The organism is Gemmiger formicilis (genome assembly GCF_016900095.1).
GTDB lineage: Bacteria > Bacillota > Clostridia > Oscillospirales > Ruminococcaceae > Gemmiger > Gemmiger formicilis_A.
In genome coordinates, this window is record NZ_JACJJP010000030.1 from 13,635 (window position 1) to 34,232 (window position 20,598).

Consider the following 20,598-nt stretch of genomic DNA (forward strand, 5'->3'; position numbering starts at 1 on the left):
GCCAAAAATATCCGACTTCTTTCGTCTATGTAGACAGGGTGTCAGCCTTCCAGCCAGTGGCGCAGGGCGGGCAGAGCGGCCAAAGCATCGGTGCGGCCCAGCTCGTACTGGGCGTTGATGCGGTCCATGTCGTGCTCCATCCGGCCCACCTTCAGGGCCTTGCTGGGCCGGATCAGGAAAGCTTCCCCGGTCTTGGCGGCCTGTTCCACCTGGCACACCTGGGCATTGTACATCCGGGCGCGGTCGGCCATGGCCTGCACAAAGCGGGGATAGCGGCGGTACATGGCCTGGAACGGCAGCATGTTGGCGGGCTGTTTCAGATACCCGGCGGGCTGGGTCAGCACCACCAGACGGCGCTGGCAGCCCAGGTCCCCGGCGGCCTGGTAGGGAATGCTGTCGGCGACGCCGCCGTCCAGATACAGCTGGCCGCCGTATTCCACCGCATGGGAGCACAGCGGCATGGAAGCGCCGCCCCGCAGCAGGTTCATCTTGTCGTCCAGACGCAGATTTTCGCACAGGATATGCTCGGCCCGGCCGGTGTTCAGGTTGGTCACGGTGACGTAAAAGTCCACGGGGGACGCCTCGAAGGCCTTCTCGTCAAAGGGGTCCAGGTACAGGGGAATATCCTCATAGCAGAATTTGCGCCCCACCACCTCGCCGGTGGTCAAAAGGGAATAGAATCCCATGAAATGCCGGTCATTGCGGTATTTGCGGTAATACCGGATGCTGCGTCCTGCCTGGCCGGACACATAGTTGCAGCCGTGGATGCACCCGGCCGATGTGCCGATGACCATGTCGGCCTGCACGCCGTTTTCCATCAGCACGTCCAGCACGCCGGCGGTGTAGATGCCCCGCACCGCGCCGCCTTCCAGCACAAGGCCAAGATTATACTTGGTTTCTTTCATGAATGTTGCGCCTCCCCGGGCAAAAGCTGCTCGAAATTCTCTTCGGTGTACACAGCAATACCCGCCGCCTTCAGAGCCTGGGCGGCCACCCCGTCCCCGGGCACCTTCCGGTGGGAAAAACTGCCGTCATAGATGGTACCGCAGCCGCAGCTGGGACTGTTGGCCTTCAGGATGGCCGCCCGGCATCCGTTCAGTTCCGCCATGGCCAGGGCCTCGGCGGCGCCCTTGCGGTACTGGGCGGTCACGTCGGCGCCCGTCTCGGTCACCACCCGGTCGCCCCGGCGTTCGGCCGGGGGCCGGGGCGTGGGCAGGCCGCCGTAGATTTCCGGACAGATTGGCACGGCGGTGTGCCCGCCGGCGCGTAGGGCTTCCAGCAGGGCGGGGCAGCGGTTGCTGCCGCCGGAATACTTGCAGCATGCCCCCAAAAGGCAGGCACTTACCAGAATGTTCATAAAATCTCTCTTTCTGTACAAGCCGGGCTGTGGTATGATAAACACGTACGGTATTATAGCATAAAATGGATAGAATAATCAAAGCATATCGCGCATAAGAATACGCTTTCCTGAGGAGGATACAATGAAAAATTGGCTTGACCGGGTCCCGTCCACCACACGGGACTGGCTGCATCTGATCACCGCCGCCGCTCTGATCTGGCTGGTGGTAAACGCCCTGCCCAACGCGGCGGGGGGCGTCATGGCCTTTGTGGGGGCGCTGTCTCCCTTTGCGGGGGGCATCATGCTGGCCTATGTGCTGGACATTCCCACCCGATTTTATGCCGAAAAACTCTGCCACGGCAAGCGCGGCCCCGCCATTGTGCTGGCGTATCTGTCCTTTCTGGCTGTGGTGGCGGCGTTGGTGGGGTTGGTGGTTCCCCAGCTGTTCCAGAGCATCACCACCTTTGCCAACGCGCTGCCGGGCTATCTGCAGAATGCGGCCACAAGCCTGGAAACCCTTATGACCGACGCCAATATCGACACGACCGCCACCCAGAAGATCACCGACTTTCTGGAAGGATACGGGGATGCCATCCAGGAATTCCTCAAAACCAGCATGCCGGTGGTGGCGGGGGCGGCCGGGCAGGCGGCCGGCCAGCTGCTGAACTTCGTGGTGGCCCTGGCGGCCAGCATCTACCTTCTGGCTGAAAAGGAACCCCTGCTGCGGGCCTGCCGGGCTCTGCTGCGGGCCATGTTCCCGCCCCGGGCGGCCGCCAACATCTTCTCGGTGTTCCAGCTGGCCAACCGCACCTTCAGCAGCTACATCGGCGGCCAGCTGCTGGACGCCTTGCTGGTGGGCTGTGAAACCTTCGTGGCCATGCTTATCCTGCGCCTGAACTATGCCCCCATGATCGCCGTGCTGGTGGCGGTGACCAACATCATTCCCATCGCCGGGCCGTACATCGGCGCGGTGCCCAGCGCCCTGCTGCTTCTGCTCAGCGGCGAACCCCTGCAGGCGCTCATCTTCTGCATCCTGATTCTGGTCATCCAGCAGATTGACGGCAACTTCATCGCGCCCCGCATCCTGGGCGGCGCCACCGGTATTTCCGGGCTGTGGGTGCTGGTGGCCATCATTGTGGGCGGCGGCTTGTTCGGCATTGCCGGCATGGTCATTGGCGTGCCGGTCATGGCCGTGGTGGCTGCGCTGCTCAAGCAGGCTGTGGGCGCCGGGCTCACCGCCCGTGGTCTGGACCCCGAAACCGGCGGCGAAACGCCGCTGCCCGGACACGACCCGGTATAAGGAATATAAACATCTTCATTTGCCCTACGGCGGGACGGTTCCCGCCGCCTGACTGAAAAGACAGGAGCATGCCCCATGAATGCAAAACATTGGCTGGATCAGAAGCCACAGACCATCCGGGATTGGCTGGGAATGGCCCTGCTCTGCGGGATTTTTTATGCCATAATGGTCCATCTGGCGGTATTTCTGGGATGGATCGGCGCCATGCTGCGGGTGATTTCGCCCTTTGCAGGGGCCCTGATTCTGGCCTATGTGCTGGATACACTGGTGCGGCCCATCCATCATTACCTGTTCCGGGACCGCCCGGCGCTGCGATGGGTGGCCATCCTGGCGGCCTATGTGCTGGCGGCGCTGGCCGTTATGCTGCTGGCCTGGCAGGTGCTGCCAAAGGTGGGGGCCAGCGTGACCACCTTGTTCAAAAATCTGCCCGGGTACGTGGAAAACACCCAGAAAGCCCTTCTGTTTGTCCAGCAGCGGTATGCGGTGGACCTCAACCCGATCATCGATCTTTTGGACGACTACGAGCGGCTTATGAGCAATATCTATGAGCTGGTGAAGGGGGTCACCCCCCAGCTGGCCGGGTATCTGAGCAACGTGGCTTCCTACGCCCTGCACTTTGTGATCGTGGTGGCGGGCAGTGTGTACATGCTGGCCGACAAGGCCCATCTGCTGCGCCAGATGCGGATGATCGTGCGGGCTGTTCTGCCCCAAAAGCAGGCCGATGACCTGCTCTCCATCTGCAGCTATGCCAACCGCAATTTCTCGGAATTTTTCTTCGGCAAGATCTTCGACGCCGTCATCATCGGTGTGCTGCTGTTCGCGGCCATGAGCCTGCTGGGACTCAGCTTTGCCCCGCTGATCAGCGTATTGGTGGGCTTCTGCGCCCTGGTTCCCATGTTTGGTGCCTACATCGGGGCCGTTCCCGGCTTGTTGATTCTACTGTTCGTGGACCCGCTGCAGGCGCTGGTGTTTTTGATTCTTCTGGTGATCCTGCAGCAGCTGGACAGCCGTGTCATTGCGCCCCGGGTGCTGGGACGCTCGGTGGGGGTATCCGCCTTCTGGGTGCTGTTCGCCGTGGTGGTGGGCGGTACCCTCATGGGACCGGTGGGCATGGTGCTGGGGGTTCCGGCCTTTATCACCGTCTACGGGCTGCTGCGGGGGCTGATCTACTGGGTGCTGGACCGCCGGGGCGTGACCGCCCGGGACCTGGACCGGACCCCGGACGCCGCAGAGCAACAAGCGGAGGAAAAAGAGACCGCCACCGTGTAAAACCAAGCAAAAGAGGCCGCTTCCAAAAGGAAAACGGCCTCTTTTTCCACAAAATCCCCGCTTTCTGTGGAAAGCGGGGACGTTTTGTCTATGGGATTATTTCAGGAACCCGTTGACGATCTGCTCTTCGGCTTCCTGCTCGGTCAGACCCAGGGTCATCAGCTTGGTCAGCTGCTCGCCGGCGATCTTGCCGATGGCGGCTTCGTGAATCAGGCTGGCATCAATGTTGTTGGCGATCAGGCCCGGGGTGGCAATGACCTTGGCGTTGTCCATGATGATGGCGTCACACTCGCTGTGACCGGCGCAGGCGGCGTTGCCGTTGATGTAGCTCTTGAACTCCTGCACGCTGTGGTCCTTGGCCACGCTGCGGGAGATCACGTTGGCGGAGCAGCCTTCGCCGTTCAGGTCCACCACAAAGTCGGTGACGGCGTGCTGGTCGCCCACCGTCATGATCTTCTCCCGGATGACCAGGGAAGCGCCCTCGGCCAGATCACCGGAAGTCTTGCGGATGGTATCGTCGATGCCGGCAATCTGGGTGGTTTCCATCTCCATGGAAGCCCCTTCGGCCAGGTGGACGATGGTGGTGGGGTTCATGATCTGCTTCCCCCGGCCGTCGCCCTCGCCGTAATGCTTTTCCACATAGCGCAGCTTGGCGCCCTTGTCCAGGAAGAAGGTGTGGATGCCGTCGTGCTGGGCGTTGCCGCCGCCGCAGTTGTGGATGCCACACCCGGCAATGATGGTCACGTCGGCCCCTTCACCGATGTGGAAGTCGTTGTACACCAGATCGGTCAGGCCGGTCTGGCTGATGATCACCGGAATGTGCACGCTCTCGTTCTTGGTGCCCGGCTTGATGAAGATGTCGATGCCCGGCTTGTCGGTCTTGGTGACAATATCAATGTTGGCGGTGGTGTTCCGGCTTTCCAGCTTACCGTTGGCGCGGATGTTGTACGCCCCCACCGGCAGGGCATCCAGTTCTGCCACTTCGTGCAGCAGGTTCTTTTCAATGGCGTCGATCATGGTTTACACCCCCTCGATCTTGCTGGTCAGGACATCGCAGGCCGGATTGGCGGCGTCGGCGCTGCCCAGCAGGGCAGGCAGCAGCTCGGCACGGGGGCCGGTGCGGGCCACCTGGCCGTCCTTGATGACCACAATGGTGTCGGCAATGTTCAGGATGCGCTCCTGATGGCTGATGATCAGAATGTTGCCCTTGGTCTGCTCGTACATCTTCTCAAACACCCGGATCAGGTTCTGGAAGCTCCACAGATCGATGCCCGCTTCCGGTTCGTCAAAGATGGACAGCTTGGTGCCCCGGGCCAGCACCATGGCGATCTCGATGCGCTTGAGCTCGCCGCCGGACAGGCTGGCGTTCACTTCGCGGTCGATGTAATCCCGGGCGCACAGGCCCACCTCGCTCAGGTAGGAGCAGGCCTCGTTCACGCTGGTGTTCTTGCCGGCGGCCAGGCTCAGCAGGTCCTTGACCCGCAGCCCCTTGAACCGCACCGGCTGCTGGAAGGCGTAGCTCACACCCAGGTTGGCGCGCTCGGTGATGCTCATGTTGGTGATATCCACCCCGTCCAGCAGAATCTGGCCGGAGGTGGGCTGATAAATGCCCGCAATGATCTTGGCCAGGGTGGACTTGCCGCCGCCGTTGGGGCCGGTGATGGCCACAAAGCGGTCCTTCACCGTCAGGCTTACATCATGCAGGATCTCCTTGTTATCGTCGGTCTCGTAGCCGACGTGTTTCAGTTCAAGCATGGGTTTCCTCCGAATCAAAATGGGTTTGTTACCCATTGTTGGTAAGTTTTGTTACGGCTAATACTATACCATGCCGACGCCGAAAGTACAAGCTATTTCCTTGCAAAATGCTAGGAATTAAAAAAACGCTTTTTTGTGCAACCCCACAAAACGGCGGGAAAATTTCTTGACATAGCCGGAATCCGGTGCTACCATAAACGTGTAAAAAGCGTTGAACGGGAAAAGTACCGCCCCAACCGCACCGCACAGAGAGCCTGGCAGATGCTGCAAGCCGGGACGATGCCGGGGCAGGAAAGAACACCCGCGAGCTGCAAACGGAACCCCCGTCAAGGGGCAGTATGGGCGCCGCAGGCCGCGCGTTACAGCGGCAGCGTTTCAAAGGTGAACGTATACGGAAAGGGACCGTATGCTTTGGTTGGCATGCGGTAATTTAGGTGGCACCGCGGATCAAGACAGCGATTCGTCCTAAAAAGTCGGGACGAGTGGGCTGTCAATTTTTTTGCCATTCGTCCATACGGCAAGAAAAGGAGTGCTGCCAAATGTGTTGTGTTATGGGCTATGCGGGGCATGATATGACCCGCGAACAGTTTACCGCGTATCTGCTGCGTACCGCCTCCCGCGGTCCGGACGACCACCGGGTGCTGGAAACCGAGTTCGGGTACCTGGGCTTCGGGCGTCTGGCCATCATGGGCGTCACCCCCGAGGGTATGCAGCCCTTTGAGCGGGACGGCAGTCTGGTGGTGTGCAACGGCGAACTGTACGGGTTCCGCCCGGTGCGGGCCGAACTGGAAGCCGAGGGCTACACCTTCCGGTCGGATTCCGACTGCGAGATCATCCTGCCTTTGTACGAAAAGTACGGCCTGGACATGTTCCGCCACCTGGATGCGGAGTTTGCCATGGTGCTGTATGACGCCCGCAGAAAGTGGCTCATCGCCGCCCGGGACCCCATCGGCATCCGGCCGCTGTTCTACGGCTATAGCGACAGCGGCGCCATCGCTTTTGCCTCCGAGGCCAAGAACCTGGTGGGGCTGTGCAAGAAGATTTATCCTTTCCCCATTGGCAGCTACTACTGCAACGGCCGGTTTGTGCGGTACTGTGATATCGCCGACACCCCCGCCTACAACCGGGACGATATGCCCACCATCCTGAAAAACATCCGGGAAAAGCTCATTGCGGGCGTGGAAAAGCGGCTGGATGCCGACACCCCCGTGGGCTTCCTGCTCTCCGGCGGGCTGGATTCCAGCCTGGTCTGCGCCATTGCGGCCAAAAAGCTGGGCAAGCCCATCCGCACCTTTGCCATCGGCATGAGCGGTGACGCCATCGACCTGAAATACGCCCGCCAGACCGCCGAGTACCTGGGGGCCGACCACACCGACGTCATCATCGACAAGGACACCGTCCTCGACTCTCTGGAAGAGGTGGTGGCCATGCTGGGCACCTGGGACATCACCACCATCCGTGCGTCGGTGGGCATGTATCTGGTCTGCAAGTATATCCACCAGCACACTGACATCCGGGTGCTGCTCACCGGCGAGATCAGCGATGAGCTCTTCGGCTACAAATACACCGACTACGCCCCCAGCGCCGCCGCCTTCCAGGCCGAAAGCCAGAAGCGGGTGCGGGAGCTGTATATGTACGACGTGCTCCGGGCGGACCGCTCCATCAGCGTCAACAGCCTGGAAGCCCGGGTGCCCTTCGGCGACCTGGATTTCGTGAAGTATGTCATGTCCATCGACCCCGCCCGCAAGCTGAACACCTACGGCAAGGGCAAGTATCTGCTGCGCAAGGCCTTTGAGGGCGACTGGCTGCCCGAAAACATCCTCTGGCGTGAAAAAGCCGCCTTCTCCGATGCGGTGGGCCACTCCATGGTGGATATCCTCAAGGAGTACGCCGAGGAAAAATACACCGACCGAGAATTTGCCGAGCGCGCCGGCCGCTACACCTATTGCCGTCCCTTCACCAAGGAGAGCCTGCTCTACCGGGAACTGTTTGAAAAGTACTATCCCGGCCAGGCCGGCATGATCGTGGACTTCTGGATGCCCAACAAGGCATGGCCGGGCTGCGACGTGGACGACCCCAGCGCCCGTGTGCTGAAGAACTACGGCGATTCCGGCAAATAATTCTGTAAGGAGCCTGTTTCATGACCATCCGCCCCGCCACACCCCGGGACCTGCCGGTCCTGCTGGACATCTTCAAAGCCGCCAAAGCCTTTATGGTGCGCACCGGCAACCCCCACCAGTGGCGGGAAGGTTACCCCGGGTCGGCGCTGATGGAAGAGGAGATCGCCCGGGGCGTCTGCTACCTGGTGGAAGAAGAGGGGGAGGCCGTGGGAACCTTCTGCGCCATTCCGGGGGAGGAACCCACCTACAAAGTCATTTATGACGGCGCCTGGCCCAGCGACGCGCCCTACCTTACCATCCATCGCCTGGCCGCCAACGGCAAGGCCAAGGGGGTGGCCGCGGCCTGCTTTGCCTTCTGCGCCGCCAAGGGGCTGGACCTGCGCATCGACACCCACGCCGACAACCATGTGATGCAGGACCTGCTGGCCAGGAACGGCTTCACCCACTGCGGGCGCATCCTGCTGGCCAACGGCAGCCCCCGTCTGGCCTACCACCGTCCGGCCCGGAAATCCGAATAAAAAAGATCGCCGCCCGCAAGGCAACTGCTTGCGGGCGGCGGTTTTGTTTATCTCAGGCGGCGGACAGCCGAAGGATTACTTCTTCTTGCTGGCGGCCTTCATGCGCAGGTCGTGGTCCAGAATGCGCTTGCGGATGCGCAGGTTTTCGGGGGTGACTTCCAGCAGTTCGTCGGGAGCCAGGAATTCCAGGCAGGCTTCCAGGCTGAACTTGGAAACCGGCACCAGGCGCAGGGCGTCGTCGCTGCCGGAAGCACGGGTGTTGGTCAGGTGCTTGGTCTTGCAGACGTTGACGGTGATGTCCTCGCCGGTGGGGGTGTAGCCCACCACTTCGCCGGCGTAGACCTTCTCGCCGGGGGTGACCAGCAGGGTGCCGCGCTGCTGGGCGTTGAACAGGCCGTAGGTCACGGCGTCGCCGGTCTCAAAGCTGATCAGGGAGCCGGTGGACCGGGTGGAGATGTCGCCGCACCATTCTTCGTATCCGTCAAAGATGGTGTTCATGATGCCTTCGCCGTGGGTATCGGTGAGGAACTGGCTGCGATAGCCGAACAGGCCGCGGCTGGGCATGCGGAACTCCAGGCGGGAACGGCTGTTCATCATCTGCATGTTCATCAGGATGGCCTTGCGGGCGCCCAGAGCGGTCATGACCGCACCCTGGTAGGTTTCGGGCACGTCGATGACGACACGCTCCATGGGTTCCATGGTTTTGCCGTCTTCCTCATGGGTCAGAACGTGCGGGGGAGAAACCTGCAGTTCGTAGCCTTCCCGGCGCATGGTCTCGATGAGGATGGACAGGTGCATTTCGCCGCGGCCCATGACCCGGAAGGAATCGGTAGTGGCGGAATCTTCCACCCGCAGGGCCACGTCCTTCAGCAGTTCGCGGTTCAGGCGGTCACGGATCTGGCGGGAGGTGACGTACTTGCCTTCCTTGCCCGCAAAGGGAGAGTCGTTGACGCTGAAGGTCATCTCCACGGTGGGGTCGTTGATCTTCACAAAGGGCAGGGGCTGCACCTTGCTGGGATCGCACAGGGTGTTGCCGATGGAGATATCCGGCAGACCGGCAAAGGCCACGATATCGCCGGCCTCGGCCTGCTCGATGGGCTCACGGCCGTTGGCCTTGAAGTCGAACAGCTTGGTGATGCGGCCGGACATATGCACGTCGGGGTTGTGCCAGTCGCACACCTGCACGCTCTGGCCCACCTTGATCACGCCGTTCTGCACGCGGCCCACGCCCATACGGCCCACAAACTCGTTGTAGTCCACGCTGGACACCAGCATCTGCATGGGAGCGTCGGGCTCGCCTTCCGGCGGGGTGACGTACTTCAGAATGGTGTCGAACAGGGGCTTGAGGTCCTTGCCCTCTTCCGGCTTGGTCCAGTCGTAGCTGGCGGTGCCGTTGCGGCCGGAGCAGAACACCATGGGGCTGTCCAGCTGTTCGTCGGTGGCGCCCAGGTCCATCAGCAGTTCCAGAATTTCGTCGATGACTTCCGCAATGCGGGCGTCGGGACGGTCGATCTTGTTCACCGCGATGACCAGGGACAGGTTCTGCTGCAGGGCCTTCTGCAGAACAAAACGGGTCTGGGGCATGCAGCCTTCGGCAGCGTCCACCAGCAGCAGAACGCCGTTGACCATCTTCAGCACGCGTTCCACCTCGCCGCCGAAGTCGGCGTGGCCCGGGGTGTCCACGATGTTGATTTTCACGCCTTCATACACGCAGGAGCAGTTCTTGGCCAGAATGGTGATGCCGCGCTCCCGTTCGATATCGCCGGAGTCCATCACGCGCTCCGCCACCTGCTGGTTGGCGCGGAAAGCGCCGGACTGCTTCAGCATCTGGTCGACCAGGGTGGTCTTGCCATGGTCAACGTGCGCGATAATGGCAATGTTGCGAAGATTTTCCCGAATCATGAATCGTATCCCTCTTTTTCGTCTTTCACAAATCCAGCATGGAGGCGGGCAAATCCTACCCCATGCATATACATTTTAATTGTACGTCAGAACGCGTTTGTTGTCAAGAATCGCAAAAAAGATTTTAGCATGTTATAATCATAACAAAGCCCGGGGACGCAAGGCGTTCCCGCAGGGAAGGGAAAGGGGTTTTACTATGGCAAACACCCGCCGCAAGGTCAATATTATCGGACACCAGAACCCGGACACAGACTCCATCTGTTCCGCCATTTCGTACGCCTGGCTGAAGAACAAGCTGGGCGGCGCCACCTATGAAGCCCGCCGTGCCGGCGTTCCCAACCGGGAAACCGCTTTTGTGCTCAAGTATTTCGGGGTGGATGCGCCCCGCCTGTGCACCGATCTCAGCCCCCAAATCAAGGATATCGACATCCGCCGCCAGCCCGGCATTGGGGAAGAGATGAGCGTGCGCGCCGCCTGGAACATGATGCGCGACGTGGAGATCGACACCCTGTGCATTGTGGACGACGCCAAGGAGCTGCTGGGCCTCATCACCGTCAAGGACATTGCCAACGCCAACATGGACCTGTTCGACACCGAGGTGCTGGCTTCGGCCAACACCAGCTACCGCAACGTGCTGGAAACCCTGGAAGGGGAGATGCTGGCCGGTGACCCGGACGCCCGCATCACCAACGGGCGGATCTTCATCGGTTCCAGCCCCGAAGTCATGGAGGACAACGTGGGCCCCGGGGACCTGGTGCTGGTCACCAACCGGTACGAAACCCAGATGTGCGCCATCGACTGCGGCGCCGGGTGCATTGTGGTCTGCTGCGGCGCCGCGGTGCCCCGCACCATCCTGGCCCGCGCCAAGGAGAAGGGCTGCTTTGTCATTACCACGCCCTATGATTCCTACGCCGCCGCCCGGCTGGTCTCCACCGCCGCCCCGGTGCGCCATTTCATGCGCCGGGAAGACCTGCTCAAGTTCAGCGTCAACACCCCCATCGAGGATGCCCGCAAGATCATGGCCAGCGTCCGTCACCGGTATTTTCCCATTCTGGACGAAAAAGGCTGCTACTGCGGTGTGGTCAGCCGCCGGAACCTGTTGAACCTGCACCGCAAGCAGGTCATTCTGGTGGACCACAACGAGCGCACCCAGGCCGTGGACGGTCTGGAGCAGGCCGAAATCCTGGAGATCATCGACCATCACCGCATCGGCAGCCTGGAAACCGGCGGCCCGGTGTATTTCCGCAACGAGCCGGTGGGCTGCACCGCCACCATTGTCTGGCGGATGTACGGCGAACACGGCATCACCCCGCCCAAACAGATTGCGGGGCTGCTGCTGTCGGCCATCCTGTCCGACACCCTCATGTTCCGGTCGCCCACCTCCACCCCGCTGGACAAGTCCGCCGCCGAGGCCCTGGCCGTCATTGCGGAGGTGAATATCCCCACCTACGCCGAGCAGATGTTTGAAGCCGGCGCCGACCTCACCGGCCGCACCGCCGAGGAGGTCTTCCTCTCCGACTTCAAGGTGTTCAGCCGTGGCGATGTGAAGTTCGGCGTGGGCCAGTCCAGCTACATGACCGCCCGTTCCCGCGCCGCCGCCGAAGAGCTGGTGGGGCCCTTCCTGCCCGAAGCCATCGGCCGGGAAGGTCTGCCCATGATCTTCTATATGTTCACCGATATGCAGAACCAGGCCACCGACCTGATGTTCTGCGGCCACGGGGCCGAAAATATCGTCCGGGACGCCTTCGGGGTGGAGCCCAAGGACGGCAAGGCCGTGCTGCCCGGTGTGGTCAGCCGCAAAAAGCAGCTGATCCCGCCGCTGATGGCGGCGCTCCAGGCCCAGCAGGAACATTTCTGAGCCTGTGCAACTTTTTCTTGCGTGGCCGGGGCGGTCCGTGGTATACTGTCCGTATTACAAGTTTGCCGTTTGGCGGAAAGGAGTACACCCCATGGGATGGGCACTGTGTAATTTGTACCAGGTTAAAGGCAACAAATAAGCAGTTCCGTCTAGAAGTGTACCCTTTTTTAGCCGGGTGCGGTCTGCCGCGCCCTGTTCGGCAGACGCTGTGACGGAACCTTTCCGCGCTCCGGCGTTTGGCCGGGGCGCGTTTTTGTTTATCCATCCCGGCATAAAAGGGAACACCTGTCCATTCTGTAATTGATAACGAAAGGTGTTCCGACTATGAATCCAAATGCTTTGCGCTGCCAGCTGCGGTGCTCCTATACCTATTCCTTTGTTCTCACCCTCAATATCACCGGCGCCGTCTGGGTGGCGCTGCTGGTCGCCCGGGGCTACAGCCTGTGGCAGGTCGGCGCCGCCGAAGGCGTCTTCCATGTGGTCAGCCTGCTGGCCGAGGTCCCCAGCGGCATGATGGCCGATCTGCTGGGCCGCCGCCGGGTGCTGGCGCTTTCCGGAGTGGCGGCGGCCCTGTCCGCCCTGCTCATGGCCTTTGAACAGAATTTCTTCTGGGTCTGCGCCTCCATGGCCCTGTCCGCCCTGGCCTACAATCTGGTTTCCGGTACCCAGGAAGCCCTGGTCTACGACAGCCTGAAGGAAGCCGGGCAATCCGAGCGCTTCCTGACGGTGGAGACAATCACCACCCAGGTGGAAACCGCCGGTGCCGCCCTGGGCAAGCTGGCCGGTGCCCTCACCGGGGTGCTGGGGTTCACCGCTTTCTACCTGGTGGATCTGGGAATCAGCCTGCTGCGCACCGTGACGGCCGCGGGGCTGTATGAGCCCGCCGCTACCCCGGAACAGCAGGCCCGGCGGGCCGCGCCGCTGTGTACCCTGCTGGCCGAACTGCCCGCCAGCCTGCGCACCCATGTGGCCGAAACGGTGGAGTTTCTGCGCCGCAGTCCCCGGGTGGTGCGGTATATTCTGGCGGGGGCCTTCATCGACCTGCCCGCCTTTCTCACCCTCATGTACCTGCAGCAGCGCCTGACCGACATCGGCCTGCCCACCGCCCTGCTGGGTGTGGTGCTCATGGTCTGTGAGGTGGGGTATCCCCTGGGCTGCTGGATCGGCGGGCGGCTGCAGCCCCGGCGTCTGGGGTGGCTGTATGCCATCTGCACCGCCGGATGCGGCCTGTGCACCCTGGCCATGGGCGCCGCGCCCCTGGCCGGTGCGGTGGCCGGCGGGGCCGGGTTTGCCATGTTCGGCACCATCTGGTCCCTGCACGCCCGCAAGCGGCTGAACGACTGGTTCCCCAGCGACCGCCGCGCCACCCTCATCAGCGTGGACAGCATGGCCTACAGCCTGCTCATGATTCCCGCTTCCCCCCTGACCGGCTGGATCGGGGACCTGGCGGGCAGCGCCGGGGCCGGGCTGGTGGTGCTGGGAGCGCTGCTGCTGACCGCGGGTGTTGTGGTTGGCATCCGGGCGGTGGGACGCCGTCAACTTTGATTCCATAACAGGGAAGGAGAGATTCCCATGACCGCAACCGGACTTCATCCCCCGCGCCTGACGGTGCTGCGGGTGTTTGCCCTGCTGGCTCTGCTTTCGGTGCTGGTGTCGGCGGGATGTGTGTGGCATATTTTAGGCCAGAGCACCAACCCGCTGTTTTCCCGCCGGGCGGATGTGACCATCCCCGACCTGGCCGGGATGACCCGGGACCAGGCCGAAGCCGACCTGCAAAGCACCGGTCTGCACCTGGTGTGGGAGGAAGTGTACAACCCGGCGGTGGAACCGGGGCAGGTCTGTGCCCAGCAGCCCGCCGCCGGCCGCACGGTCAAGAAGGGGCAAACCCTCACCGTCAGCGTCAGCCTGGGCACCCAGTGGCTCACCGTGCCGGACCTGACCGGGGAGGACCGGGACCAGGCCCTGCAGACCTTGCGGGACATGGGGGTGGCCGTGGCGGTGGAATTTCTCCACGACAACACCATTGATCCTTATACCGTGGTGCGCACCGAGCCCGCTGCCGGGCAACCGGTGGCCGCCGGGCAGATGGTCAAGGCGGTGGTGGCCCGGCCCATCCCGGACCCCAACCGTCAGGTGCCCAATCTGGCGGGACTGTCCCTGGCCGAGGCCCGCAGCCGTCTGCAGGAGCGCGGCCTGACCGCCGTGGTGCGCCCTGCCGGTACCACCGAAGGCACCGTGCGGTCCCAGGACCCCTATGCCGGGGCACTGGTGCGGGTGTTTTCCCAGGTGTATCTGTACGTGGGATAAGCGGCTGCTTGCTCCCGCAAGATCAAAAATAGGACAAACCGTCTGTTTCTTGCCGAACGGACGGTTTTTTTGTGCCGTTTCCCTTGCAAAAATTCGTTGTTTTTCGTATACTTGTAACAACCTGAGTATCGGAAGTCATGGCTCCGGCCGGTAAGAAGAGGAGAGTGCCAATCCATGTCACAGCCAAAAATTCAGATCACCCTGCTTGGCAAGTTCGAGATTACTCTCGACGGCCGCCCGGTCCTGGCGGGCATGGCACAGTCACGCAAGATTCAGCTGTTGGTGCAGTATCTGCTGCTGCAATACGGCCGTCCCGCCACCCACGGCGAGCTGACCACCGCCCTGTGGGGCAACGCGGGCGATGCCGATATGTCCCTGCGGGCGGTGATGCACCGGTTCCGCATCATGGCCGCCAAGGAAGACCCGATTCTGGAAAACTGCATCCTCACCGGGCGGGGCACCTATATGTGGAACACTGCCCTGGACTGTGAGGTGGATATCTTTACCATCCGTCGCCTGGCCGAGCAGGCGGCCGCCGAACCCGACGCCGATATCCGGGCCGGACTGTACCGGGATATCATTGCCCGGTATACCGGCCGTCTTCTGCCGGATTCGGCGGGGGAACCCTGGGTGGAGCGCCAGCGCGTCTGGCTGCACAACCTGTATAAGGACACCCTGTTTGCCCTGATGGAAGTGTACAAAGAAAAAGAGGAGTATGCCAAGGTGGTGGAGCTGAGCAGCTGCGGCCTGAAGGCAGACCCCTACGACGAGCGTCTGTATGTGGAGCAGATTCTGGCCCTGGAAAGCATGGGCCGCACCGAGGAAGCCGAGGACCTGACCCGACGCGCTTCGGAATCCGGCTGCCTGCACGGCGACAGCCGGAACCGCAACCTGAACGGCAGTTACAAGCGGATGCAGCAGAGCGAGCTGGCCATGGAGACCGACCTGGAACACATTTTGCGGGAGGTGACGGAGCCGGGCGCCGACGGTGCCTACCTGTGTGCCTACGAAACCTTCCGCAGCATCTGCCGGGTACAGCTGCGCATGCGGGCCCGGTATGACTTTTCTTTGTTCCTGGTCACGGTGAGCATTGTGCCTCCGGTCACACGTCCCGGGGCCTCCCGCACCGCCGCCGTCATGCGGGTGCTGGAAAACGTGCTCTGCCGCACCCTGCGCAGCAGCGACGTGGTGGCTCGCTACAGCGACACCCGGTTTGTACTGCTGCTGGGGGGCATGGCCTCCGACGGCAGCAGCCCCATGGAGCGGGTGCGCGCCGAATTCTACCGCCGCCCCGAACACGACGGATATCTGCTGACGTATCGCCTGCACACCCCGGAAAATCCCCCCATTCCCCGGTTCTCGCACCGCTCTCGCGGGGGCAAGAACAAAAAATGAGCGATTTCGGAATTTAATGACAAAAAAAGTTTAGAAAAATCCTTGACATCTGGGGTGCGGTCTGGTAATATAATACTCGCACTTGCGCCGGTAGCTCAGCTGGATAGAGTGTCTGACTACGAATCAGAAGGTCGGGGGTTCGAGTCCCTTCCGGCGCACCAAGGTTTCCCAGAAATGGGAAGCCTTTTTTTGTTGCTATCGTCCGGAAGGCGGTCCGTTTGTCCCGGAAGGGACTCGAACAGCTCGTCCGGCCGGTTTTCGTCCCGGCCGGGTCCCACAGTCCAGCGGACTGTGGGAGAGAGCGCGGGCAGAGGGGCCCCTTCCGGCGCACCAAGGTTTCCCAGAAATGGGAAACCTTTTTTTGTTGCTATCCGGCATTGCGGCAAAACTCCCGTTGTGTTACACTGGGCACAGAAGGACCCTCGCCCGGTCCGGGGCGGGGCAAAGCGCGGGGTGTGCCGCGCAGGGAGGTTGATGGTATGAAACTGTTTACCTATGCAGACCGGTATCTGAAACAGAGCAGCTGGAAGGATCTGGCCCTGGTCAAGTTCTGTCTGTGCGCCATAGGGGTGCTTTTGGGGCTGGCAGTGCCCCGCAGCCGTCGCCGCCAGGTTGCCTTTGGGGCGCTGGTGGTGTTTGCCACCACCTATGTACCGCTGATGGCCAAATTCCTGCACGTGGTCATGCAGACCCGGCGGGAAGAGCAGCTGACTGCCGCAGCCCGGGAAGCGGCGGAATCGGAAGAATAACCGGAACTCATTCTTATGAATAATTCAGAAAAGGCGACTCTCCGCCCGCATTGTGTGGGAAGGGGAGCCGCCTTTTTTTTCAATCCGCCCCCTCAAAACACATCGGAATCCGCCATATTGCAAAATAATTATGAACGTGTTAAAAATTTATTGAACTTTTTGCCCAAATCCCCTATACTGGAAACAGTGTGACGGCGGTTATGGTTGTGCCGCTGTTCAGAGCCAGAGCCGGGAGGCCCCTTTTTTCCGGCTTGCAACGGAGGATTTTATCTATGCGAAGACTGTCCATCGAAACCCCGGACCGCGCCCAGCAGGTCGTACAGGACCTCTGCCGCGATATGGGGCACCGCGTGGCCGCCAACCCGCCGGGACTTTGCCCGGTGGACCTGGCGCTGAACTTTCTGCGCCTGTGCCATGCCCAGACCTGCGGCAAATGTGTGCCCTGCCGCATCGGCCTGTCCCAATTGGAAACCCTGATCGAGAGCGTGCTGGACCAGACCGCCCCCGAAGGTACCATTGATCTCATCGAATCCACGGCGGCCGCCATTGCGGATTCCGCCGACTGTGCCATCGGCTACGAAGCCGCCGCCATGGTGCTGGAAGGAGTGCGGGGCTTTCGGGAAGATTACGAGCTCCATGCCAGGGAAGGCCGCTGTATCTGTTCTCTCAAGCAGCCGGTGCCCTGCGTCACCGTCTGCCCTGCCCATGTGGATATCCCCGGCTACATCGCCCTGGTGCGGGAAGGCCGCTTCCAGGACGCGGTGGACCTGATCCGCAAGGACAATCCCTTCCCGTATTCCTGTGCCTATGTGTGTGAACACCCCTGCGAAAAGCAGTGCCGCCGCCGGTTGGTGGACGACGCCATCAACATCTGCGGCATCAAGCGGTATGCGGTGGACCACTGCGGGGACGAAACCCCGCCCAAGCCCGCCGAAGCCACCGGCAAACGGATTGCGGTGGTGGGAGGCGGCCCCAGCGGCCTCACGGCTGCCTACTATCTGCAGCTGATGGGCCACAGCGTCACGGTGTTTGAACAGCGGGACCGTCTGGGCGGCATGCTGCGCTACGGCATTCCAGACTACCGCCTGCCGCCGGAAGTGCTGCAGAAGGATATCGATTACATTCTCAAAACCGGGGTGGAGGTCAGAACCGGCGTCTGCATCGGCACCGACATCCAGGTGGAACAGCTGCGCCGGGATTATGATGCCCTGTACGTGGCCATCGGGGCCCACGCCGACAAAAAGCTGGGCCTGCCCGGAGAGGACAGCGAAAACGTCCTTTCCGCCGTGGAGTTCCTGCGGGATTGCGGCGAAGGCCGGCCTCTGGACTTCACCGGCAAGCGGGTGGTGGTCATCGGCGGCGGCAACGTGAGCATGGACGCCACCCGCACGGCCATCCGCCTGGGAGCCGAGAGCGTGACCTGTGTCTACCGCCGGCGCATCGACGATATGACCGCCTTGCCGGAAGAAATCGCCGACGCCCAGGCCGAAGGCTGCCAGATCCTGCCCCTGCAGGCGCCCCACCGCATCGAGGCCGACGAGAACGGCAAGGTGGCAGCCCTGTGGACCAAGCCCCAGATTATCGGTTCTTATGGCCGGGACGGCCGCCCCGGTCCCCGGGACGCTGCCGAGCGGGAATTCCGCATCCCCTGTGATTACCTCATCATCGCCATCGGTCAGCGCATCGAATCCGACAACTTTGAAAAGGGCGGCATCGGCACCAGCCGGGGCGCCCTCAAGGCTGATCTGTCCGGCTATGTGCCCGGCACCCCCAACGTCTTCGCCGGGGGCGACGCGGTCACCGGTCCGGCCACCGTCATCCGGGCGGTGGCGGCGGGCAAGGTGGGCGCCGCCAACATCGATAGTTTCCTGGGCTTTGCCCACACCATCCGCTGCGATGTGCAGATACCGCCGGCCCGGCTGTCCAACACGCCGCCCTGCGGCCGTATCCAGCTCAAGGCCCGCAACCCGCTGGAATCCAGGACCGACTTTGCCCTGGCCACCTGCGGCATGACCGAGGAGGAGGCCATGCAGGAAGCAAGCCGCTGCCTGCGGTGCGACCACTTCGGCTACGGCATCTTCAAGGGAGGGAGGACGACCCAATGGTAAACGTGACCGTCAACGGCAAGGCCGTGGCCGTGCCCGAACACACCACCATACTGGAAGCCGCCAAGGCCGCCGGGGTGGACATCCCTCACCTGTGCTACCTCAAACATCTCAACGAGATCGGCGCCTGCCGGGTCTGCTGTGTGGAGATCGAGGGGGAGCGCAACCTGGTTCCCAGCTGCAACAACCCGGTGTTTGAAGGCATGGTCATCCGCACCAACACCCCCCGGGTGCGCCGTACCCGCAAGATCAACGTGGAACTGATCCTCTCCCAGCACGACTGCCACTGTGCCACCTGCCTGCGCAGCGGCAACTGTCACCTGCAAAACATCGCCAACGACCTGGGCATCCTGGAAAATCCCTATCCCCGGGACCTGGTCACCGGCGCCCGCGCCCAGTGGCCCAAGGATTTTCCCCTCTACCGGGACACCAACAAGTGCATCAAGTGCATGCGCTGCATCCAGGTGTGCGATAAGGTTCAGGGGGTCAACGTGTGGGACCTGTCCGGCACCGGCAGCCGCACCAGGGTGGATGTGAGCCACAATCGCCGCATCAAGGAATCCGACTGTGTGCTCTGCGGTCAGTGCATCACCCATTGCCCCACCGGTGCCTTGCGGGAACGCAGCGACACCGAAAAAGCCTTCGCCGCCCTGGCCGATCCCAACCTGGTCACGGTGGTGCAGATCGCCCCGGCGGTGCGTGCCGCCTGGGGGGAAAGCCTGGGTCTGCCCCCGGAAAAGGCCACCGTCAACCGGATGGCGGCGGTGCTGCGGGCGCTGGGCTTCGACTATGTGTTTGACACCTCCTTTTCCGCCGACCTGACCATCATGGAGGAAGCCACCGAGTTCCTTCACCGGTTCAAGGCGGGGGAGACCCAGTTCCTGCCCATGTTCACCAGCTGCTGCCCCGGCTGGGTTCGGTACCTCAAGGGCCATTACCCGGACATGACCACCCGCCTGTCCAGCGCCAAGAGCCCCCAGCAGATGTTCGGGGCGGTGGCCAAGAACTATCTGGCCGCCAAGATCGGGGTACGCCCGGACCAGGTGTACAGCGTGTCCATCATGCCCTGCGTGGCCAAAAAGGCCGAGTGTGACCTGCCCACCATGCATACCGAAGCCGGGCGGGATGTGGACCTGGCCCTGACCACCCGGGAACTGGTGCGGATGATCCGTGCCGAGCATCTGCATCCCGAGATGATGGCCGAGGAAGCCTTTGATTCCATTCTCGGCCCGTACAGCGGGGCGGGGGTCATCTTCGGGGCCACCGGCGGGGTCATGGAAGCGGCCCTGCGCAGCGCCTACCATATGGTCAACGGCCAGAACCCGCCGCCGGAAGCGTTCCGGGCGGTGCGGGGCAACGCCGACGGCGCTCCCGGCTGGACCGAAGCGGAATTTGACCTGGGCGGGGCCACCGTGAAAACGGCGGTGGTCAGCGGTCTGGGCAACACCCGGCAACTCATCGAGGCGGTGCGCGCCGGCCGTGTACACTACGATTTTGTGGAGGTCATGGCCTGTCCCGGCGGATGTGCCGGCGGCGGGGGACAGCCCCACAGCCCCGACGACGAGGAACTGGCCCGCAGCCGCGGACAGGTGCTGTACAGCATCGACAAGGGCAGTGCCCTGCGCTTCTCCCACGAAAACCCGGCCATCCAGGCCCTGTACCGGGAAGCCCTGGGAGCCCCCGGCAGCGAGACGGCCGAAGCCTGGCTGCACACCGATCATCTTGGGTGGAAAATGCCTTCCCAACAGGAATAAAAGTGAATAAAAATACTTCCTGAAAGAGGGCGTTCATACAGAATATACAGCGGGAAAAGTCAATGTTTTTTGCCCGGTGCCGACAGGCGCCGGGCAAATTTTCACATTTGGCAGGGGTTTTCTGTGCGGCGGACAAGTTGACAACGTTACAATTTTGTGATATTTTATTGAAGATTCCTTTGCTCAAACGATGGCGTTTGATCAAACGCTGTCGTTCCTTTTTTTTG

Annotated in this window: 16 protein-coding genes and 1 tRNA gene; 12 read left to right on the plus strand and 5 right to left on the minus strand. The window is 62.1% G+C overall.

Translation table 11 applies throughout. The features are described 5' to 3' along the window. Window positions 1-41 precede the first annotated feature (41 nt). Both H6B15_RS12455 and H6B15_RS12460 read right to left on the minus strand, forming a co-directional pair. Entirely contained in the window at window positions 42-905 is an 864-nt protein-coding gene (locus tag H6B15_RS12455) for a patatin-like phospholipase family protein (protein WP_204648330.1), read from the minus strand. Further along, window positions 902-1,357, minus strand: a complete 456-nt coding sequence (locus H6B15_RS12460) for a DUF523 domain-containing protein (RefSeq protein WP_204648331.1) — start codon at window positions 1,355-1,357, stop codon at window positions 902-904. Before H6B15_RS12460 ends, H6B15_RS12455 begins: the two co-directional genes overlap by 4 nt. A 124-nt stretch (window positions 1,358-1,481) precedes the next feature. Between H6B15_RS12460 and H6B15_RS12465 the strand changes: the two genes are divergently transcribed. Both H6B15_RS12465 and H6B15_RS12470 read left to right on the plus strand, forming a co-directional pair. Then, on the plus strand, window positions 1,482-2,639 hold the full coding sequence (locus H6B15_RS12465) for an AI-2E family transporter (RefSeq protein WP_204648332.1): 1,158 nt from the start codon (window positions 1,482-1,484) through the stop codon (window positions 2,637-2,639). Window positions 2,640-2,714: 75 nt separating this feature from the next. After that, a complete protein-coding gene (locus H6B15_RS12470; protein ID WP_204648333.1) occupies window positions 2,715-3,908 on the plus strand; it encodes an AI-2E family transporter in 1,194 nt (397 codons plus the stop codon). 96 nt (window positions 3,909-4,004) lie between these two features. On the opposite strand, the gene H6B15_RS12475 is transcribed toward H6B15_RS12470, so the two are convergent. Further along, on the minus strand, window positions 4,005-4,925 hold the full coding sequence (locus H6B15_RS12475; RefSeq protein ID WP_207751536.1) for a SufB/SufD family protein: 921 nt from the start codon (window positions 4,923-4,925) through the stop codon (window positions 4,005-4,007). A gap of 3 nt (window positions 4,926-4,928) precedes the next feature. Beyond that, the gene (locus H6B15_RS12480) at window positions 4,929-5,663 is read right to left on the minus strand and encodes an ABC transporter ATP-binding protein (protein WP_204648334.1); all 735 of its coding nucleotides are present in this window, start codon (window positions 5,661-5,663) and stop codon (window positions 4,929-4,931) included. 539 nt (window positions 5,664-6,202) lie between these two features. Here H6B15_RS12480 and asnB point away from each other — a divergent pair. Then, window positions 6,203-7,783, plus strand: coding sequence for an asparagine synthase B (gene asnB, locus H6B15_RS12485; RefSeq protein ID WP_430661844.1), 1,581 nt, complete (start codon window positions 6,203-6,205; stop codon window positions 7,781-7,783). Between the two features lie 20 nt (window positions 7,784-7,803). Beyond that, on the plus strand, window positions 7,804-8,301 hold the full coding sequence (locus H6B15_RS12490) for a GNAT family N-acetyltransferase (RefSeq protein WP_204648335.1): 498 nt from the start codon (window positions 7,804-7,806) through the stop codon (window positions 8,299-8,301). Window positions 8,302-8,376: 75 nt separating this feature from the next. Here the strand turns inward: H6B15_RS12490 and typA are convergent, their stop codons facing one another. Continuing rightward, complete coding sequence (typA, locus tag H6B15_RS12495) at window positions 8,377-10,203, minus strand: translational GTPase TypA (protein WP_204648336.1); 1,827 nt, start codon at window positions 10,201-10,203, stop codon at window positions 8,377-8,379. A 196-nt stretch (window positions 10,204-10,399) separates the two neighbouring features. On the opposite strand from typA, the gene H6B15_RS12500 reads away from it, so the two are divergent. The 8 genes from H6B15_RS12500 to H6B15_RS12535 all read left to right on the plus strand — a co-directional run bounded on the left by H6B15_RS12500 (window position 10,400) and on the right by H6B15_RS12535 (window position 20,371). After that, entirely contained in the window at window positions 10,400-12,061 is a 1,662-nt protein-coding gene (locus tag H6B15_RS12500) for a putative manganese-dependent inorganic diphosphatase (protein WP_204648337.1), read from the plus strand. A 324-nt stretch (window positions 12,062-12,385) separates the two neighbouring features. Beyond that, a complete protein-coding gene (locus H6B15_RS12505; protein ID WP_204648338.1) occupies window positions 12,386-13,606 on the plus strand; it encodes an MFS transporter in 1,221 nt (406 codons plus the stop codon). Between the two features lie 27 nt (window positions 13,607-13,633). Further along, on the plus strand, window positions 13,634-14,368 hold the full coding sequence (locus tag H6B15_RS12510; protein ID WP_204648339.1) for a PASTA domain-containing protein: 735 nt from the start codon (window positions 13,634-13,636) through the stop codon (window positions 14,366-14,368). 174 nt (window positions 14,369-14,542) lie between these two features. Then, window positions 14,543-15,763, plus strand: coding sequence for an AfsR/SARP family transcriptional regulator (locus H6B15_RS12515; protein ID WP_204648340.1), 1,221 nt, complete (start codon window positions 14,543-14,545; stop codon window positions 15,761-15,763). An 84-nt stretch (window positions 15,764-15,847) separates the two neighbouring features. Then, a tRNA-Arg gene (locus tag H6B15_RS12520) sits at window positions 15,848-15,924 on the plus strand. Window positions 15,925-16,242: 318 nt separating this feature from the next. Then, window positions 16,243-16,512, plus strand: coding sequence for a permease of phosphate ABC transporter (locus H6B15_RS12525; protein WP_204648341.1), 270 nt, complete (start codon window positions 16,243-16,245; stop codon window positions 16,510-16,512). 272 nt (window positions 16,513-16,784) lie between these two features. Continuing rightward, on the plus strand, window positions 16,785-18,620 hold the full coding sequence (locus tag H6B15_RS12530) for an NAD(P)-binding protein (protein ID WP_204648342.1): 1,836 nt from the start codon (window positions 16,785-16,787) through the stop codon (window positions 18,618-18,620). Continuing rightward, window positions 18,614-20,371: a [FeFe] hydrogenase, group A gene (locus tag H6B15_RS12535; RefSeq protein WP_204648343.1), complete on the plus strand. Its 1,758-nt coding sequence runs from the start codon at window positions 18,614-18,616 to the stop codon at window positions 20,369-20,371. The genes H6B15_RS12530 and H6B15_RS12535 overlap by 7 nt, the downstream gene beginning before the upstream one ends. The last annotated feature ends 227 nt before the right edge of the window (window positions 20,372-20,598 follow it).

Coding starts and splice junctions, on each gene's coding strand:
- H6B15_RS12455 (WP_204648330.1), bottom strand. CDS start 905: ATGAAAGAAACCAAGTATAATCTTGGCCTTGTGCTGGAAGGCGGCGCG.
- H6B15_RS12460 (WP_204648331.1), bottom strand. CDS start 1,357: ATGAACATTCTGGTAAGTGCCTGCCTTTTGGGGGCATGCTGCAAGTAT.
- H6B15_RS12465 (WP_204648332.1), top strand. CDS start 1,482: ATGAAAAATTGGCTTGACCGGGTCCCGTCCACCACACGGGACTGGCTG.
- H6B15_RS12470 (WP_204648333.1), top strand. CDS start 2,715: ATGAATGCAAAACATTGGCTGGATCAGAAGCCACAGACCATCCGGGAT.
- H6B15_RS12475 (WP_207751536.1), bottom strand. CDS start 4,925: ATGATCGACGCCATTGAAAAGAACCTGCTGCACGAAGTGGCAGAACTG.
- H6B15_RS12480 (WP_204648334.1), bottom strand. CDS start 5,663: ATGCTTGAACTGAAACACGTCGGCTACGAGACCGACGATAACAAGGAG.
- asnB (WP_430661844.1), top strand. CDS start 6,203: ATGTGTTGTGTTATGGGCTATGCGGGGCATGATATGACCCGCGAACAG.
- H6B15_RS12490 (WP_204648335.1), top strand. CDS start 7,804: ATGACCATCCGCCCCGCCACACCCCGGGACCTGCCGGTCCTGCTGGAC.
- typA (WP_204648336.1), bottom strand. CDS start 10,203: ATGATTCGGGAAAATCTTCGCAACATTGCCATTATCGCGCACGTTGAC.
- H6B15_RS12500 (WP_204648337.1), top strand. CDS start 10,400: ATGGCAAACACCCGCCGCAAGGTCAATATTATCGGACACCAGAACCCG.
- H6B15_RS12505 (WP_204648338.1), top strand. CDS start 12,386: ATGAATCCAAATGCTTTGCGCTGCCAGCTGCGGTGCTCCTATACCTAT.
- H6B15_RS12510 (WP_204648339.1), top strand. CDS start 13,634: ATGACCGCAACCGGACTTCATCCCCCGCGCCTGACGGTGCTGCGGGTG.
- H6B15_RS12515 (WP_204648340.1), top strand. CDS start 14,543: ATGTCACAGCCAAAAATTCAGATCACCCTGCTTGGCAAGTTCGAGATT.
- H6B15_RS12525 (WP_204648341.1), top strand. CDS start 16,243: ATGAAACTGTTTACCTATGCAGACCGGTATCTGAAACAGAGCAGCTGG.
- H6B15_RS12530 (WP_204648342.1), top strand. CDS start 16,785: ATGCGAAGACTGTCCATCGAAACCCCGGACCGCGCCCAGCAGGTCGTA.
- H6B15_RS12535 (WP_204648343.1), top strand. CDS start 18,614: ATGGTAAACGTGACCGTCAACGGCAAGGCCGTGGCCGTGCCCGAACAC.